13 protein-coding genes are annotated in these 16,138 nt (G+C 51.2%); 7 read left to right on the top strand and 6 right to left on the bottom strand.

Annotated features, from left to right (window positions below):
* Positions 1-56 precede the first annotated feature (56 nt).
* The 3 genes from LWL52_RS01785 to mltG form a co-directional block, all read right to left on the bottom strand.
* Complete coding sequence (locus tag LWL52_RS01785; RefSeq protein WP_242916413.1) at positions 57-1,025, bottom strand: YihY/virulence factor BrkB family protein; 969 nt, start codon at positions 1,023-1,025, stop codon at positions 57-59.
* Positions 1,022-1,435, bottom strand: coding sequence for an acyl-CoA thioesterase (locus tag LWL52_RS01780; protein ID WP_242916412.1), 414 nt, complete (start codon positions 1,433-1,435; stop codon positions 1,022-1,024). The genes LWL52_RS01785 and LWL52_RS01780 overlap by 4 nt, the downstream gene beginning before the upstream one ends.
* Positions 1,436-1,534: 99 nt before the next feature.
* Complete coding sequence (gene mltG, locus LWL52_RS01775) at positions 1,535-2,608, bottom strand: endolytic transglycosylase MltG (RefSeq protein WP_242916411.1); 1,074 nt, start codon at positions 2,606-2,608, stop codon at positions 1,535-1,537.
* A gap of 306 nt (positions 2,609-2,914) precedes the next feature.
* Here mltG and LWL52_RS01770 point away from each other — a divergent pair, with 306 nt between their 5' ends.
* Positions 2,915-3,538, top strand: a complete 624-nt coding sequence (locus LWL52_RS01770) for an L-threonylcarbamoyladenylate synthase (RefSeq protein WP_242916410.1) — start codon at positions 2,915-2,917, stop codon at positions 3,536-3,538.
* Between the two features lie 74 nt (positions 3,539-3,612).
* Here LWL52_RS01770 and LWL52_RS01765 read toward each other — a convergent pair whose 3' ends face one another.
* Complete coding sequence (locus LWL52_RS01765) at positions 3,613-4,533, bottom strand: lysophospholipid acyltransferase family protein (protein ID WP_242916409.1); 921 nt, start codon at positions 4,531-4,533, stop codon at positions 3,613-3,615.
* Positions 4,534-4,723: 190 nt separating this feature from the next.
* Here LWL52_RS01765 and LWL52_RS01760 point away from each other — a divergent pair, with 190 nt between their 5' ends.
* The 6 genes from LWL52_RS01760 (at position 4,724) to LWL52_RS01735 (ending at position 13,528) form a co-directional block, all read left to right on the top strand.
* Complete coding sequence (locus LWL52_RS01760; protein ID WP_242916408.1) at positions 4,724-5,329, top strand: WbqC family protein; 606 nt, start codon at positions 4,724-4,726, stop codon at positions 5,327-5,329.
* 111 nt (positions 5,330-5,440) lie between these two features.
* Complete coding sequence (locus tag LWL52_RS01755) at positions 5,441-8,026, top strand: ATP-dependent Clp protease ATP-binding subunit (RefSeq protein ID WP_242916407.1); 2,586 nt, start codon at positions 5,441-5,443, stop codon at positions 8,024-8,026.
* A gap of 824 nt (positions 8,027-8,850) precedes the next feature.
* Entirely contained in the window at positions 8,851-10,410 is a 1,560-nt protein-coding gene (locus tag LWL52_RS01750) for an acyl-CoA carboxylase subunit beta (RefSeq protein ID WP_242916406.1), read from the top strand.
* A gap of 100 nt (positions 10,411-10,510) precedes the next feature.
* Positions 10,511-11,581 (top strand): M42 family metallopeptidase, encoded by a 1,071-nt coding sequence (locus LWL52_RS01745; RefSeq protein ID WP_242916405.1) that lies wholly within the window; start codon positions 10,511-10,513, stop codon positions 11,579-11,581.
* A 131-nt stretch (positions 11,582-11,712) separates the two neighbouring features.
* Positions 11,713-12,507 (top strand): ABC transporter substrate-binding protein, encoded by a 795-nt coding sequence (locus LWL52_RS01740; protein ID WP_242916404.1) that lies wholly within the window; start codon positions 11,713-11,715, stop codon positions 12,505-12,507.
* A 25-nt stretch (positions 12,508-12,532) separates the two neighbouring features.
* Positions 12,533-13,528 carry a virulence RhuM family protein/type II toxin-antitoxin system death-on-curing family toxin gene (locus tag LWL52_RS01735; RefSeq protein WP_242916403.1) on the top strand — a complete coding sequence of 332 codons (996 nt, stop codon included), beginning with the start codon at positions 12,533-12,535 and terminating at the stop codon, positions 13,526-13,528.
* A 292-nt stretch (positions 13,529-13,820) separates the two neighbouring features.
* Here the strand turns inward: LWL52_RS01735 and LWL52_RS01730 are convergent, their stop codons facing one another.
* Positions 13,821-15,047 carry a 3-phosphoshikimate 1-carboxyvinyltransferase gene (locus tag LWL52_RS01730; protein WP_242916402.1) on the bottom strand — a complete coding sequence of 409 codons (1,227 nt, stop codon included), beginning with the start codon at positions 15,045-15,047 and terminating at the stop codon, positions 13,821-13,823.
* Positions 15,044-16,081: a 3-dehydroquinate synthase gene (aroB, locus tag LWL52_RS01725; RefSeq protein ID WP_242916401.1), complete on the bottom strand. Its 1,038-nt coding sequence runs from the start codon at positions 16,079-16,081 to the stop codon at positions 15,044-15,046. Before aroB ends, LWL52_RS01730 begins: the two co-directional genes overlap by 4 nt.
* Positions 16,082-16,138 lie beyond the last annotated feature (57 nt).

Below are 16,138 nucleotides of genomic sequence, written 5' to 3'. Positions count from 1 at the left end.
GGAGCACAGGTATAAACTATGGAAAGATAGGGATTTATCTATAATTACCCGCCGCGTCAGGAAATGGCTTTTTCCACAGGCTCGGCCACTTTTTCCCGCACCAGGCGCTTGGTCACCGAGTCGATGCTTACATTAATCTCGAAGCCCAGAATCAGGATCACGCAGATAAAGTCAAGCCAGATCATTAGACCAATCAACGCACCGATGGAGCCGTAGAATTTGTTATAACTATCAAACGCGCTGATATAGAGCGAGAACAGGAACGACACTACAAAGATAAGGCCCGTGGCCACGACCGCCCCTGCCGATACCAGCGGCCATTTGTCTTCCACAGCCGGCACATAATAATAGATGAGCGAGGTGGCCAGCAAGAACAACAGGATAACGGCAATGTACTTGAGCAGCACGATCAGGGTATAGGTATAGCTCTCGGTCACTACTTCGTAGTAAACCAGCACGTCGAGTATCCACTGCCCAAAGAAAATGGTAAACACGGCCACCAGCAGGATAGCCGCCAGGGCAATGGTGAGCACAGTGGCAATAAGGCGCTTGCGCAGGTAAGTGCGCTTATAAAAGGTATGGTACTTCTTGTCGAAAGCGTCCATCAGCGACATGATGCCGTTGGTGGAAAGGATCAGGGCAAACAGAAAACCAAAGGAAAGCAGGCCCCCGCGCGGTTTATTCACAATATCCTCGATGGTGCCGTATGCCACCGAATACATTTCTTTGGGCATAAAATCGGCAATAAAATTGAGGATGCTCTGGCTCAGGTCCAGGTTGAGCACGCTCGGAATATACGGGATGAGTGTAAAAAGGAAGATGATGGTCGGGAAGGTAGCCAGCGTAAAGTTAAAGGCCATGTGGGCGGCTCGCGTGGTAATGGAGTCGAGCCGCAGCTCCCCGATCAGCACGTCCACCACGTCATATACCGAAGACTGGCCGTTGTTAAAACGCCACCGCTTCAGAAACACGATGAACTTGCGGTAGGCACGCCGGCGCCTCAGATATTGCTGGTTCAGCCTCATTCGCTAAAATAGCTGTCTAATTTTTCGTGCAGCAGAACGGGGATGGCGGTTGGCCTGCCGGATTTCATATCTACAAAAACCATTGTGGTTTCGCCTACATTCAACAGCGTTAGTTCCTCGTTATACACTTCGTACTCAAACTTTATACGCGAACCGTGCGGCTTCTGCTTTAAAAACAGCTTAATGGTCAGCAGATCGTCGTAGCGGGCCGGCCGGATGTACTTACACTTGAGCTCCATCACCGGCATCATGGTACCGGTGGCTTCCATCTCTTTGTAATGGATACCCAGCCGGCGAAACACCTCCGTTCGGGCTACCTCGTAATAGGCCGCATAGTTGCCATAGTATACATAGCCCATCTGGTCGGTTTCGGCGTAGCGTACGCGTATCTGTACTTCGGATTCGAACATAGCTTATTTTGACAAAGGAGAATTTGACAAAAGATAAAGGACTAAAGGTATACTTATTTCTCTTTTGTCCTTTGTCTAACAGTCTTTTGGTCAGATGGGTTACTTCATGATATTCCGGGCCGTGAGCGCTTTCTGGTAGCGGCGGGCGTTGGCCAGGTGCTCGGCCTGCGTTACGGCAAAGCTGTGGTAGCCCGAGAAATCCTCTTTGGCGCAGAAGTAAATATAATTGTGTTGCTCAGGATTTAGCACGGCATCGATGCTGGAAATGTTTGGCACGTTGATAGGCCCTGGCGGCAGGCCTTTATACTTGTAGGTGTTGTAAGGCGAGTCGGTTTTAAGGTGCGTGTTCAGGACGCGGCGGATGGTGAAATCGCGCACGGCAAACACCACGGTCGGGTCGGCCTGCAGCAGCATGCCTTTGTGCAGGCGGTTGAGGTATACGCCGGCCACGCGTGGCTTTTCGTCGTTCTTAATCGTTTCGGCCTGCACAATAGAGGCCAGCGTGCTCACCTCCTTCGGCGAGAGCCCCAGTTTGGCGGCTTTGGCTTTGCGCTCCGGCGTCCAGAACTTGTCGTATTCGGTCTTCATGCGGGCCAGCAACTCCGGCGCCGTGGTGGTCCAGTATACTTCGTAGGTGTTGGGGATAAACATGCTCACCACCGTGGTGGTGTCGAAGCCCAGCGATTGCAGGTAAGCCTGGTCATTTAAAAGGCTGTCGATGGTTTCAACATCGGGCTCCACTTCCAGGGCCAGTTTTTCGGCCAGTTGGCTGCGCAGGCGCACGTTGTTAAAGGTCAGCTTTACGGGCGTCTGCTCGCCGGAACGCAGCACGCCAATCAGTTGGCGGTTGCTCCAGCCATTAACCAGCTCATAACGGCCGGGCTTCACCAGCTCGTCATAATCCATGAGCTTAGCCATAAAGCGCATCGAGAGCTTGTCTATGATCACGCCTGAGGCTTCCACCGAGTCCATGGCCTGCAGAAAGGTGGCCCCTTTCGGAATGTATACAAATGCCGGCTGCCCTTTGGTATCCACATTGGGGGTATACACAATCTGGTAGGCGTAGTAGGAAGAGCTTACGAACAGGAACAGGAACAGCGCCACGATAACGGGCACCAGGCTGCTGCTCTGCTTTCTGGGTCTTCTTTTGCTGGTGACTTCGTTATTAGCCATAATTACACATAAAAAGTGCGGAAGAAAGTAAAAGTTCCGCAGCGTCTGGTTTGTCAGGGTACAAAATTAATACTAATTGCTGCATTCTTAAATGTTAGCAGGTTAATTTGTTGCGCATTCCCGCCGGCTTCTGCTTCGAAGCGTTTCTACCTGGCCCTCACTTTTAAGGTTTTCCCAAAACGCTTCGGGCAGCAATCCAGTATGCTGAGGGTATACTTCTATCAATTACAACTTATAACAAGGAAAGCCGGGCATGTTAACCGAACTTTGCAAGAGCTATACTTCTACTTATAACAACCTAAAACTATGAGCAACGCCACATTCATACAGATTCACCCCGACAACCCGCAGGAGAAAAAGATAAGAGAGGCTGTGGAGATTCTGCGCAAAGGCGGCATCATCATCTACCCCACCGACACGATCTATGGCATGGGCTGCGACATCCATAATACCCGCGCCGTGGAGCGCGTATGCCAGATAAAAGGCATCAAACCGGACAAGGCAAACTTTTCTTTTATCTGCCAGGACCTCACCCATATTTCGGATTATGCCAAAATAGATACGCCCACCTATAAAGTGATGAAGAAGGCACTGCCTGGCCCCTTCACCTTTGTGCTGGATGCTAACAATCGCGTACCCAAGTATACCGGCACCAAAAAAACGGTGGGCATCCGGGTACCCGACAACAACATTGCCCTGCTGCTGGTCAAAGAACTGGGAAACCCGATCCTGTCCACCTCCATCCGCGACGACGACGAAGTGCTGGAGTACAGCACCGACCCGGAGTTAATCTATGAGAAGTATAAACATCTGGTAGATGCCGTAATAGACGGCGGCCCAGGCAACAACGTGGCCTCTACGGTAGTGGATGTGACCAACAACTTTGAAGTGCTCCGCGAAGGTGCCGGCGACATTGAAGAGTACTTGTAGAGTTCTGAGTCTCGGGTTCTGAGTTACGAGTTGTTTCGCTAATTCCAGTACACTTTCAACTCGTGACTCAGGACTCAGGACTCAGCACTCTTGACTGCCGCTTCGCGGCGATGTTTCCAGCGTTTGTGTGTCCAGAGATAATCAGAAGGGGCACGGCGGATAGCGGCTTCCAGCTTCTGGGCGAAAAGCTCGGTTATCGGGTACTGATCTGCGGCGGCAAGCTCCTGTGGGGTGCCGTCCCAAAGCTTTTCGAAGGAAAGGGTATAGTAGCCGCGGCTCGTGCGCTTCATGTCCAGGAACACGACCGGGTACTGAAACCGGCGGGCCAGCTTTTCGGCCCCGGTATAGAAAGGGGTTTCGCGGTGCATAAACTGGGTCCAGAACGTGATCTCGCTTTTAAGCGGCGTCTGGTCCGACAGCAGCGCCACGATGCGCGGCTGGTTTCGTTTGGCCATAAAATCGCGGAGCGTATCCTTCATCTTGATGGCGTGCCCGCCCAGCCTGCTGCGCGTGTGCAGCATAAAAGCTTCAAAGAAGGGATTATTCAGCGGCTTGTACACGCCTTCGGCCGGGAAAGGAAATGAAAGTGCCGCTGCCGACAGGCTCCACTCCCAGTTACCCACATGCGAGCCCAGGATCACCACGGGCGTACCGGCGGCCACATACTCTGTCACCGCCTCCGGGTTAGTAAAGGTTACCCGCCGCAGCATCTCTTCGCGACTCATGGCCGCCAGGTGCAGTATCTCCACAATGATATCGGCAAACTGGCGGTAAAAGTCTTTGGCAATGCGTTGCAATGCGTCGGGGCTTTTCTCCGGGAAGGCCAGCTGCAGGTTTTGCGCTACTACTTTTTTGCGGTAACCCAGCAGGTAATACATAAGGAAGTATAAACCGTTAGCCAGCAGGTATAACACGGGCAGCGGCAGGGCCGCCAGGCCTTTTAGCAGCAGCCACAGCGGGTAGTAAAGCGGCGGAATATTTATACTTTTCTTCATCGGCAAAGGAGCAGCCGCAAAGGTACAACCAACACCCGGATTATGAAATGACAGATTTCGTGCTTATTTAGCATATGGCAGCCATGCTGCCGACAAAAGATGATCGGACAAAAGACTCAGGAACATTTTAATTTGTCTTTTGTCACCTAGTCCTTTGTCAAAAAATCAACCTTCTAACTTTCTAACTTCCTTGATCCTTTTAACAGAAATACAGTATAACCCACCGGCCCGGTACTTCTGGCATGTGCTGCAGGCGGAAAGTATTTTGCTGGAAGCGCACGAAAATTACACGAAGCAAAGCTACCGCAATCGCTGCCATGTGCTCACGGCGCAGGGCGTACAGCCCCTGACTGTGCCTGTGCTCCGGGGCAGCAGCAAAGACAAGACGCTTATCACTAGTATAGAAATAGATTATACCCAGAAGTGGTACAACGTGCATTGGCGCACTTTGCAGGCTGCCTATGGCCGGGCGCCGTATTTTGAATTTTACAGCGACTATATTCAGGAAGTGTATGCACGGCAGCCAAAATATTTGTTTGACCTGAACGTTGATTTGTTGCGGCTATATCTTAAATTACTAAAACTAAACAAGCCGCTGCACTGTACCGAAACGTACCAGGCAGCGGTGCCGGAAAACGTGCTGGATTTGAGAAATAGGCTGCATCCTAAAATCATTCCTGACAATTTGCACGTAAAACCCTATACCCAGGTATTTGGCAAACAATTTGCATCAGACCTTAGTATAATTGACTTGTTATTTACACAGGGGCCCGCGTCTCTTTCTTACCTGCAATAAGGAGGCTTCCAGGGTGAACATTTATACCTTCTGGCTTGTTTAGAAATAGGCAAACATTGTAGGCCTCAATCAATTACACCTTTATCTTTTTTTTAGAATAATAGAGTATACATGGAAGCTAAATTCTCAAACCGAGTGAAAGAGGTTATCTCGCTCAGCCGTGAGGAAGCTATTCGACTTGGACATGACTACATTGGTACTGAACACCTGGTGCTGGGCATGATTCGGGAAGGAGAAGGTACCGCCATTGCCCTGCTGAAAAAGCTTGGCGTTTCGATAGATGAACTTAAGTACGCTTTAGAACAGGCTACACGTAACACCGCTTCGCAAAGCAGCAACATTACCGGCAGTATTCCGCTTACCAAGCAAACGGAGAAAGTGCTTAAAATCACGTACCTGGAGGCTAAGATCTTCAAGAGTGATATCATTGGCACGGAACACCTCCTTTTATCCATCCTGCGGGATGAAGACAATATTTCTTCTCAAATATTAGCGAAATTTAACGTGAACTACGAAGCCATAAGAGACTCGCTGGATTATCATAGCAATAATCCGCTTGCGTCGTCCGATACAGATGATTCGGATGATTCCGACAAATTATTCGGCAGCTCCTCCCGTTCCGGTAGCAGCACCAGCAAAAAAGCCGGCGAGAAATCGCGCACTCCGGTGCTCGACAACTTTGGCCGTGACCTCACCAAACTGGCTGAGGATGATAAGCTGGACCCGATCGTTGGTCGTGAAAAAGAAATTGAGCGCGTGGCCCAGGTACTGAGCCGCCGTAAAAAGAACAACCCCATCCTGATCGGCGAGCCTGGCGTGGGTAAAACCGCAATTGCCGAAGGCCTGGCCCTGCGTATTATCCAGAAAAAAGTGAGCCGCGTGCTCTTTAACAAGCGTGTGGTAACCCTGGATCTAGCTTCTTTAGTGGCTGGTACGAAGTATAGAGGCCAGTTTGAGGAGCGTATGAAAGCCGTGATGAACGAGCTGGAGAAGTCTCCGGACGTGATCCTGTTCATCGATGAGCTGCATACCATTGTGGGTGCTGGTGGCGCTTCCGGCTCGCTGGATGCCTCCAACATGTTCAAGCCAGCCTTAGCCCGTGGTGAGATCCAATGCATTGGCGCCACCACGCTGGACGAATACCGCCAGTACATCGAGAAAGATGGCGCCCTGGCCCGTCGTTTCCAGATCGTGATGGTAGACCCGACCACGGCAGAGGAAACTGTTGAGATACTGAACAACATCAAAGACAAATACCAGGATCATCACCACGTAAACTATACTGATAAGGCCATAGAGGCGTGTGTGAAGCTTTCGGACCGCTACATGAGCGACCGCTTCCTGCCCGATAAAGCCATCGACGTGATGGACGAGGCCGGTGCGCGCGTGCACATCAACAACATCATTGTGCCCGAAGACATCCTGAAGCTGGAAGAGCAGATCGAAAATATCAAAGGCGAGAAAAACCGTGTGGTAAAAAGCCAGAAGTATGAAGAGGCGGCCCAGCTGCGCGATAAAGAGAAAAAACTTTTAGACCAGCTCGAGCAAGCGAAGAAGGACTGGGAAGAAGAGACCAAAAAGAAGCGCTATACGGTAAAAGAGGAAAATGTGGCAGAAGTTATTGCCATGATGACAGGTATACCGGTAAAACGTATTGCGCAGAAAGAAGGCGTGAAACTGCTCAACATGGGCGAAGAGCTGAAAGGCCGTGTAATTGGCCAGGACAAAGCGATCGGCCAGTTAGTTAAAGCCATCCAGCGTACGCGTGTAGGCCTGAAAGATCCGAAGAAGCCGATTGGTTCGTTCGTGTTCCTGGGCCCGACGGGTGTGGGTAAAACCGAGCTTGCCAAAGTGCTGGCTACCTACCTGTTCGACAAGGAAGATGCGCTGGTGCGTATCGACATGAGCGAGTACATGGAGAAATTCAGTGTATCGCGCCTGGTGGGAGCGCCTCCGGGATATGTGGGCTACGAAGAAGGTGGCCAGCTGACCGAGAAGATCCGCCGCAAGCCTTACTCTGTGGTGTTGCTCGACGAGATCGAGAAAGCGCACCCGGATGTGTACAACCTGCTGCTGCAGGTGCTGGATGATGGTATCCTGACCGACGGACTGGGCCGCAAGGTGGACTTCCGCAACACGATCATCATCATGACATCCAACATTGGTGCCCGCGACCTGCAGGACTTCGGAGCCGGTATCGGTTTCATGTCCAAAACCAAGCAGGAGAACGTGGACGACATCATGAAAGGAACCATTGCCAGTGCGCTGAAGAAAACCTTCTCGCCGGAGTTCCTCAACCGTCTGGACGATGTGATCGTGTTCAACTCACTCAACCGTGAGGACATGCATAAGATCATCGAGCTTTCGCTGAACAAACTGTTCAAGCGTGTGGAAGCACTGGGCTATACCATCGAACTGACAGACAAAGCCAAGGACTATGTGGCTGAAAAAGGTTATGATCCGAAGTATGGCGCCCGTCCGCTGAACCGTGCGATCCAGAAGTATATTGAAGATCCGATTGCCGAAGAAATCCTGAAAGCGGAAGTGAACCAGGGCGACACGATCCAGGTGGATTACAAGGAAGGCGAAGAAAAGCTGACGTTCCAATCAAAGAAGAGCGGCGGCAAGAAAAGCAAAGGAGCCTCAGACGAAGAGGAAACTGAGCCAACCAAGTCTACCGACAAAACAAAAGAGTAATATACACAAGGTATAAGAGCAAAAGGGCTGCCCGATTCGGGTAGCCCTTTTTGTTGGCTTTTGGTTTATACTTAGTAGTTGCTGTTTGACTCTCGGTTTATACTTACTGTCATACTTGGTAGTTACTGTTAGATGTTTCTCTATACTTCAGGCTATACTTGTTAGTGGCTGTGTTGCTCCATTTTAGACTTTTGGCTATACTTACTTGCTGCCGTTTGATGCTCAGTTTTATACTTGTCTTGTTTTATCTTCTACTTTGGAGCGCTCCAAGCCCGCGGGGCCTCGTCCTTGCGTTTCGCGCTGCTTTCGTTTCCTGCCTAACGGCTGCCGCTCCCGCGGCACCGGAAACTCTCGAGGCACTCAACCTAAAGACTGGGATCTATTCGATAGCAGCTGTCTGTTATTATGCAACTTGAACCAAGTCCCCCTTTGAAGGGGGTAGGGGGATGTTCCTCATTATCCTAATCTACATCGCATATACTTTACTCAAGTATAAACGTACTCTTCTTCCCTCTTTTTGTCATCCTGAAAGGATCTTGTGAGCAAGCTAATGAAGCCGAAGCCACAATGCTTATACTTCACCAGCAGCAATTCTAGACTCCCCTCCTTAAAAAAGGAGGGGCAGGGGTGGTTGGACCCGGTGCCACATTACTTATATTTCGGAATACCCAAAACCCAAGCTCTACCTATTTCCAGAAACGGCCAGCTTAGTGCAAATCACCTCTATTCAAAAAATCATCCAATTGTAACAGATTTCGGAGCAGAGTTTTTAAATTTGAGAATTAATGATTTAGTCATATCTAATTAGCTATACCCCCATTCGAATGGCAGGAGAAATCAGACAGAGCCAAATACAGACCCTGGATCGTAAAAACGCAGAAGCCTTGCTTGGCGGCGGACAGGATAGAATTGAAGCACAACACAAAAAAGGAAAACTCACTGCCCGCGAGCGCATCAGCCTCTTAATGGACGAAGGCTCTTTTGAAGAGATCGGCAAATTTGTGATGCACCGCTCCAAAGATTTCGGTCTCGACAAGCAATATTACTTGGGCGATGGCGTGGTAACCGGCTACGGCACCATCAACGGCCGCCTGGTGTATGTGTTCTCGCAGGACTTTACCGTATTGGGCGGCTCGCTTTCTGAAACTCATGCCGAAAAGATCGTCAAGATCATGGAGCTGGCCATGAAGAACGGCGCGCCGGTGATCGGTCTCAACGACTCGGGTGGTGCCCGCATTCAGGAAGGCGTGGTATCGCTGGGCGGCTATGCCGATATCTTTTACCGTAACACGCTGGCTTCCGGCGTTATTCCGCAGATCTCGGCCATCATGGGCCCCTGCGCGGGTGGCGCGGTATACTCACCGGCCATCACCGATTTTATCATGATGGTGGAAGATACGTCCTACATGTTTGTGACCGGCCCGAACGTGGTGAAGACCGTGACGCATGAGGAGGTAACCTCCGAAGAACTGGGCGGCGCCAGCACCCACAGCACCAAAAGCGGCGTGACGCATTTTTCATGCGCCAACGAGGTCGAATGCATCACCCACATCAAGACCCTGCTGAGCTACATTCCGCAGAACTGCGAAGAACTGCCTCCTTCCCTACCCTACGAGCCGCAGGCTGACGAAACGCGAGCTGTACTCGACACCATCATCCCCGAAAACCCGAACCAGCCTTACGACATCCGCGAGGTGATCGAAGGGATTATCGATGCCGATACCTTCTTTGAAGTGCACAAAAACTTTGGCGATAACATTGTGGTTGGTTTTGCCCGCCTGGGCGGCCGCAGCATCGGCATAGTAGGCAACCAGCCTGCCGTGCTGGCCGGTGTGCTCGACATTAATGCCAGTACCAAAGCGGCCCGCTTCGTGCGTTTCTGCGATTGCTTTAACGTGCCGCTGCTGGTGCTCGAAGATGTGCCGGGCTTCTTGCCGGGCACTGACCAGGAATGGCGTGGCATCATTACTAACGGTGCCAAGCTGCTTTTTGCTTTCTGCGAGGCCACCGTGCCGCGTATTACGGTTATTACGCGCAAAGCCTATGGCGGCGCATACGACGTGATGAACTCCAAACACATTGGTGCCGACATGAACTTTGCCTGGCCAACTGCTGAGATTGCCGTGATGGGGGCCCAGGGTGCTGCCGAGATCATCTTTAAGCGCGAAATTGCCGAAGCTGCAGATCCGCAGGCAAAGCTGGCCGAGAAGGTGCAGGAGTATAAAGACAAGTTTGCCACGCCTTACCGGGCTGCCCACCGCGGCTTTATCGACGAGGTGATCATGCCTTCAGAAACACGCGGCAAACTAATCAAAGCCTTTAAGATGCTGGAAAACAAAGCGGTGCAGTTGCCACGCAAGAAGCACGGCAATATACCGTTGTAATTAAATTATGAATTCAAAATTAGAAATGCACGTATGAAATGACCTGCATTCTGGTTCTAATCATTTATAATTTTTAATTTCTAATTTTTAATTAGCAATCATGCGACAGGAATCTTTCGATTTTTTAGAGAAATATCTGAATAACTCCTCCCCGACCGGCTTTGAAGCCGAAGGCCAGAAACTATGGCTGGAGTACGTAACACCGTATATTGACGAGCATTTTGTGGATACGTACGGCACCGTGGTAGGCGTTATCAACCCCGAGGCTGAGTATAAGGTAGTGATTGAGGCCCATGCCGACGAGATCTCCTGGTTTGTGAACTACATTACACCGGAAGGCTACATTTATCTGAAGCGCAATGGCGGCTCCGATGCCCTGATCGCGCCCTCCAAACGGGTAAATATTTATACTTCCAAAGGCATTGTGAAAGCAGTGTTCGGCTGGCCGGCCATCCACGTGCGCAAAGTGGAGCAGGACAAAGCCCCTACCATCGAAACCGTGTTCCTGGACTGTGGCGCCAGCAACCGCGAGGAAGTGGAGGAAATGGGCATTCATGTGGGCTGCGTAGCCACGTTCGAGGATGAGTTCACGGTGCTGAACAACAAATATTATGTGGGCCGCGCGCTCGACAACCGCATCGGCGGCTTTATGATTGCTGAGGTGGCCCGCCTGCTCCGGGAAAATAAAAAGCAACTGCCTTTCGGTTTATACATAGTGAATGCCGTGCAGGAAGAAATTGGCCTGCGTGGTGCCGAGATGATCGCCCACCGCATCAACCCAAATGTAGCCATCATCACCGACGTAACCCACGACACGCAGTCGCCGATGTATGACAAGAAAACCAGTGGCGATATCCATTGCGGCAAAGGGCCGGTGATAGCCTATGGCCCGGCTGTGCAGAACAACGTGCGTGACCTGATCATCAACACAGCCAAAGAGAAAGACATTCCGTTCCAGCGTTCGGCTGTTTCGCGCGCCACCGGCACCGACACCGATGCGTTCGCCTACTCCAATGCCGGGGTAGCCTCAGCCCTTATTTCACTGCCACTCAAGTACATGCACACCACTGTGGAGACCGTGCACAAAGACGATGTGGAGAACGTGATCAAGATGATCTACGAAACCATCCTCAAGATCCAGGACAAGCAGGACTTCCGCTACCTGAGCTAAGCCATATACTTTAAACAAAACCCGGCAGGCCTATACCTGCCGGGTTTTTACTTTTAGCGCAATGGCCGGCAGGCTCTGGCAGGAGCCAGGAAGTTTTAAGCCTGCCTATTTATACTTTAGAGAGATAAAACGTGGATTTCAGCGACCAAACCGGCTACCGGATCACCCTGCCCTCCTTGCCGCAGCGCATTGTGTCGCTGGTGCCTTCGCAAACCGAGCTGCTTTTTGACCTGGGCCTGGCTGACCGGATCGTGGGCGTTACAAAATTCTGCATCCATCCGGAGGAAAAGGTGAAGCAGAAGACCGTAATTGGCGGCACCAAAAATTTCCATTTCGATACGATCGATGCCCTGCACCCCGACATGATCATCGCCAACAAAGAAGAAAATTACAAAGAAGGCATCGAGCAACTGCAGGCAAAGTACCCTGTTTGGATGAGCGACATTTATACGTTGGAGGATGCCCTGGACATGATGCGGCAGGTAGGCAGCCTGACCGGCACCGAAGCCAGAGCGCAGGAACTGATACAAGGTATAAGTACAAGTTTTGAGCACCTGCAGCCCCTGCAGCAAAGTATAAAAGCCGCTTACTTTATCTGGCGCAAACCTTATATGGCCGTGGGCAGCCACAATTTCATTCACCACCTGCTGCAGCGCTGCGGCTTTGCCAATGCCTTTGCCGAACTGACCCGTTATCCCGAGATCACGCCGGAGCAACTGCAATTGGCACATCCGCAGCTTATACTTTTATCGTCGGAGCCATACCCGTTCATCGAAAAGCATCTTGCCGAATTTCAGGAACTCTGCCCGCAGGCAAGTATAAAAGTGGTGGATGGCGAACTATTCAGCTGGTACGGCAGCCGGCTGCTGCATACGCCGGCTTACCTGCAGAAACTAGTGGAAGAGGTAAAGAATAGCTTAACTTAGGTAAGATTTATACTAGGCTGACATCATGAAAGAGACAACAGGCATCGGAGAGATCTTCATATACGAAACAGAAACAGGGCAGGCGGCTATCGATGTAAAGCTGCAACAGGAAACGGTTTGGCTGACGTTAAACCAGCTTACAGATTTGTTTGGTAGAGACAAATCTGTGATATCGCGCCACTTAAAGAATGTTTTTCAATCAGAAGAGCTGAACAGAGATGCAGTTGTTGCAAATTTTGCAACAACTGCATCGGATGGCAAAACCTATCAGGTAGATTATTACAACCTCGATGTCATTATCTCTGTTGGCTACCGGGTAAATTCTAAACGCGGCACCCAGTTCCGTATTTGGGCTACCAATGTGCTGCGCCAGCACTTGGTGGAAGGCTATACCATAAACGAAAAACGTCTGAAAGAGCAGGCTCAGAAGTATAACGACCTGAAACAAACCGTGAAGCTCCTGCAGAACGTGATCCAGCGCAAGGAACTGACCACGGATGAGAGTGCCGGTTTACTGCAGGTTATCAGCGATTATACATATGCGCTGGATGTGCTAGATGATTACGATCACCAGCGCCTGACGATCAATGGCACCCACAGGCAGGAGCTTTTCAGGATTACCTATGAAAGCGCCATGGCAGCCATCCGGACCCTGAAAGATAAGTTTGGCGGATCAGACCTGTTCGGACGGGAGAAAGACGCGAGTTTTCAAAGTTCCATCAACACGATCTACCAATCCTTTGGCGGCCAGGACCTATACCCTTCCATGGAAGAAAAAGCAGCCAATCTTTTATACTTTGTGGTAAAGAACCACTCGTTCTCGGATGGCAACAAACGAATTGCCGCTTTCCTGTTTGTATGGTTTATGGAAAAGAACCAGCTGCTTTACGATGCCAGCGGCCGCAAGCGTATTGCCGACAACGCCCTTGTTGCCCTCACACTGCTTATTGCCGAAAGCAGCCCGCTGGAAAAGGACATGATGATTAAAGTAGTGGTCAACCTGATCAATCAGCAAAACTAAACCTGTTCCCTTCTACCGCATACTTAGCGGCAAATAGCGTTCATTTATTATACCTTACCTCTACCTATCGCAAGTTTAGCACAGCGTAACTTGTGACGGCGCCTGAGGCAAGTTTGCAACTTGCTTGCTGCGAAAGCAGAAAAACATACTTCTGCAGAAATATAACCTCTTCGTATAGCGCTACCATAATGCGCCTTGCTTCTTTCAAAGCAAAGCAAGTTACAAACTTGCTGCCATGTATAGCCACAAGTTATGCTGCGTTAAACTTGCGGCAGGCATACCTTCGTAATTCTTAATTCGTAATTACATCAAACCCCACTTTCTCCAGGTCTTCCCAGAAACGCGGGTAGGATTTGCGCACCACGCTGGGCTCCTGGATCTGTACGGGCTCCAGCAGCGCGAGCGGCGCAAAGGCCATGGCCATGCGGTGGTCCTGGTAGGTGCGGAAGCAGAGTTCTTTTTTGGTAAGTATAACCGGTTCCATGCGGAACACGCCCGGGCTAATTTCCTCCAGCGACGCGCCCATACTGAGCACCTCGATCTGAAGGGCCTGAATCCGATCTGTTTCTTTGATGCGCAGGCTTTCCAGGCCGGTAAGCTCCAGCGTTATGCCTTTGGCAGCACACAACGCCACCACAGTTTGCGCCAGGTCGGGGCAGTCGGAGAAATCAAAAGCGACGTGCTTTTCGTGGTGCTTTTTGGTTAAGGTTACCCCCTCCGCAGAAAAGGAAGTATAAATGCCCAGGCGATTCATGATCTCCACCACTGCCCTGTCGCCCTGGAAGGAATGTTCTTTAAGCCCGAGCAATGTAATTTCCGCTTCTTTGGCCAGCGCCACCATACTATACCAGTAGCTGGCAGCCGACCAGTCTGATTCCACGCTGAAACGCGCGGCTTTATACTGCTGGTGCGGCACTGTAATGGTATTTCCGGTAAAATCAGCCGACACACCAAAATGCTGCATCAGCGATAGCGTCATTTCAATGTAAGGCCGCGAGCCGATCTTGCCTTCCAGTTCCAGCGCAAGCCCCTCGGGCAGCAACGGCGCCACCATCAGCAAAGCAGAAATGTACTGGCTACTGATATCGCTACGAATTTTCAGTTTATTGCTACCATTTTCGCTAAAGCCTTCAATTTTCAAGGGTGGAAAGCCTTCTTCACCTACGTAAGTTATACGTGCGCCCAGCTCGCGCAACGCTTCTACCAGCACCTTTATCGGCCGCTGGCACATACGCTCGGTACCCACAAGTGTTTTTTGCTGCCCGGTAATGGCATAGTATGCCGTCAGGAAGCGCATCACAGTGCCGGCATCTTCGGCATTAACGGTTTGCGCGTCGCTTTGTAGCAGGCGCTGCAGCAGCTGGGTATCGTTGGCTTCAGATAAATTCTCCAGCTCAGAGGCCTGTCCGGACAAAGCCGCAATGATCAGGGCACGGTTGGCTTCACTTTTGGAAGCAGGCAATTTTATACTTCCCTTCAGGATGCCGGAAGGGTGATGCAGGGTAACATGTTGGTTCATAGTAACTGGTAATAATGGAGTGATTGCTGCACTTCCTGCAGCGTGATCGGTTGGTCGTAAACGGCTTTGCCGATGCCGCTCAGCAACGTGCAGTTAATAGTGGCACGGGTATTCTTCTTATCCTGCAGCACCAGCTGCACGATCTGCTGCAGGTCGGGCTCGGTGAGCGGCACTTTTTCGTAAATAGAAACCAGGAACGTTTCGATCTGGTCCAGTTCCGCCTGGGTCAGCAGCTGGTGCTTTACCGAGAGCCAGGCCTCGCACAGCATGCCAACCGCCACGGCTTCGCCATGCAGCAGGGCGCGGCCCGGCTGCGCCAGCAGGTAACTTTCCACGGCGTGGCCAATGGTATGCCCAAAGTTGAGCACCTTCCGGTAGCCGCCTTCCAGCGGGTCGACATCCACCACCCTGGATTTTATACTGACCGAATGCCGGATCAGCGCTTCCCAGTCCTCGGTAAACAGGCCCACATAGCGCTGCGCTTCAAACATCGCCGCATCGGCAATAAGCCAGTGTTTGATCATCTCGGCGTAGCCCGATTTAAGCTGCCGGGGCGGCAGTGTCTGCAGCAAAGTCGGATCTATACAGACTGCCTGCGGCTCCTGGTACACACCGATGTGGTTTTTGAGGCCATGGAAATCGATACCGGTTTTGCCGCCTACGCTAGCGTCTACCTGCGCCAGCAGCGTGGTGGGCACCTGCACAAAGTATAGGCCACGCTTAAACACGGCGGCACAGAAACCTCCCATATCCCCGATCACCCCGCCACCTACATTCACCAGCACCGACCAGCGGTCCAGGTGTAGCTCCGTCATGCGTTGCCAGATCTGCTCGCAGGTTTGCAGGGTTTTATGTTCTTCGCCGCTCTTTACCTGGATGATATCGTGCGCCGGCAAGTAGGGTTTTACCTGCGGATAGCAGTGGGCCAGCGTATTTTCGTCCAGCAGCACGGCTACTTTGCTGAAAGCACGGTTTTGCAGCAGTTCCTGTAAGCGGAGCAAGGCATCGTTGCCTATATGTATGGTTTCCGTCATTTTGAGTTCGAAAGTGGGGAAGTTAAAAAGAGATCAGGTTAGCGCCAATCTATTTTT

It is taken from the genome of Pontibacter liquoris (assembly GCF_022758235.1).
Taxonomy (GTDB): Bacteria; Bacteroidota; Bacteroidia; order Cytophagales; family Hymenobacteraceae; genus Pontibacter; species Pontibacter liquoris.
Note: the sequence above shows the minus strand (reverse complement) of the source record. Positions and strands in the feature narration are given on the sequence as shown.

Excerpts from the sequence above, each read along its gene's own strand:
- LWL52_RS01750 (WP_242916406.1), top strand. The coding sequence starts at position 8,851 with ATGGCAGGAGAAATCAGACAGAGCCAAATACAGACCCTGGATCGTAAA.
- aroB (WP_242916401.1), bottom strand. The coding sequence starts at position 16,081 with ATGACGGAAACCATACATATAGGCAACGATGCCTTGCTCCGCTTACAG.
- LWL52_RS01745 (WP_242916405.1), top strand. The coding sequence starts at position 10,511 with ATGCGACAGGAATCTTTCGATTTTTTAGAGAAATATCTGAATAACTCC.
- mltG (WP_242916411.1), bottom strand. The coding sequence starts at position 2,608 with ATGGCTAATAACGAAGTCACCAGCAAAAGAAGACCCAGAAAGCAGAGC.
- LWL52_RS01765 (WP_242916409.1), bottom strand. The coding sequence starts at position 4,533 with ATGAAGAAAAGTATAAATATTCCGCCGCTTTACTACCCGCTGTGGCTG.
- LWL52_RS01730 (WP_242916402.1), bottom strand. The coding sequence starts at position 15,047 with ATGAACCAACATGTTACCCTGCATCACCCTTCCGGCATCCTGAAGGGA.
- LWL52_RS01770 (WP_242916410.1), top strand. The coding sequence starts at position 2,915 with ATGAGCAACGCCACATTCATACAGATTCACCCCGACAACCCGCAGGAG.
- LWL52_RS01735 (WP_242916403.1), top strand. The coding sequence starts at position 12,533 with ATGAAAGAGACAACAGGCATCGGAGAGATCTTCATATACGAAACAGAA.
- LWL52_RS01780 (WP_242916412.1), bottom strand. The coding sequence starts at position 1,435 with ATGTTCGAATCCGAAGTACAGATACGCGTACGCTACGCCGAAACCGAC.
- LWL52_RS01755 (WP_242916407.1), top strand. The coding sequence starts at position 5,441 with ATGGAAGCTAAATTCTCAAACCGAGTGAAAGAGGTTATCTCGCTCAGC.
- LWL52_RS01785 (WP_242916413.1), bottom strand. The coding sequence starts at position 1,025 with ATGAGGCTGAACCAGCAATATCTGAGGCGCCGGCGTGCCTACCGCAAG.